General features: G+C 56.9%; 1 tRNA gene and 2 rRNA genes. All 3 read left to right on the top strand.

Annotation, left to right across the window (positions count from 1 at the left end):
• Nucleotides 1-147: ribosomal RNA gene (locus EGK76_RS15300) — 23S ribosomal RNA — on the top strand; the annotation flags it as partial.
• 169 nt (nt 148-316) lie between these two features.
• Nucleotides 317-430: ribosomal RNA gene (gene rrf, locus EGK76_RS15295) — 5S ribosomal RNA — on the top strand.
• A 318-nt stretch (nt 431-748) separates the two neighbouring features.
• Nucleotides 749-824, top strand: a tRNA-Ile gene (locus EGK76_RS15290).
• The last annotated feature ends 271 nt before the right edge of the window (nt 825-1,095 follow it).

Raw genomic sequence — 1,095 nt, 5'->3', positions numbered from 1 at the left:
AAGCGGGAAGCGCGCCTCAAGATGAGATCTCCCGGGAGCTTGACTCCCCTGAAGGAACCATCAAGACCAGGTGGTTGATAGGCTGGGTGTGTAAGCACAGCAATGTGTTGAGCTAACCAGTACTAATGATCCGTGTGGCTTGACCATATAACCTCAAGTTGCTTCTAATCGAAGCATCCTTGGCCCGCGATACGTAAGAGTTCGTCCCAAAATGTTCGCTACTTCCCAACCTCTGAGAGCGTGAGCGCTGTCAGTCCCTCTTTCGATCGCATACCTGCGTCGATGATCGGACCGACTTGCGACCCTCCACCCTCTCCCTGGTGACTATAGCTGTATGGAACCACCCGATCCCATTCCGAACTCGGAAGTGAAACGTACATGCGCCGATGGTAGTGTGCATCTAGCATGCGAGAGTAGGTCATCGCCAGGGTTTTTACCCAAAACCCCCGCCGGTATTCCGGCGGGGGTTTTTCTTTGTCTGGAGTTTCGAGCTGCCCGAACGGACATGGAGACACCCGCGGCGTCACGCGGCAGACGGATTTAGTCTGAGCGTGCACAACTTGGACGCCAAGGAGCGGCCGGGATGCCCAGTGCTCCAGATCGCCGGTGCAGAACAGTCCCCTCGTTCTACTCATGCCACGCTCGAGATGCACCCGCTTTTGCCTGCGCAGAGCAGCGCCAGAGTTTCGTTGCAGGAGCGAACCTCGCGTTCGCAGGCCTCGAACGAATTGATACGATTGCAGGCTTCGGGCCTATAGCTCAATGGTTAGAGCAGAGGACTCATAATCCTTTGGTTCCAGGTTCGAGTCCTGGTGGGCCCACCAGCATGAAGTCCGCGCTAGTAGTCCCCGTGTCGGCGATACAGGAGATGGAGAGCGTGGAATGCGCGTGTGTAATGACCCAGCACCTGCTGCACAGGTCAGGCCGCTAAGGCATACGCCTCGGCGGGTGTCTCGACGTCCCCCCGTAATTGAGTAGCGAACTGCTTTGGAGTCCAATCCCCAACGAGAAGGAGATTGGACGTGAAGAAGCGTTTCAGCGAAGAACAGATCATCGGCTTCCTGCGTGAGGCCGAGGCCGGTTTGCCGGTCAAGG

Source organism: Luteimonas sp. 100069, assembly GCF_003813845.1.
Classification (GTDB): domain Bacteria; phylum Pseudomonadota; class Gammaproteobacteria; order Xanthomonadales; family Xanthomonadaceae; genus Luteimonas; species Luteimonas chenhongjianii.
The sequence above is the reverse complement of the archived record's forward strand: the minus strand, read 5'-3'. Positions and strand labels throughout refer to the sequence as shown.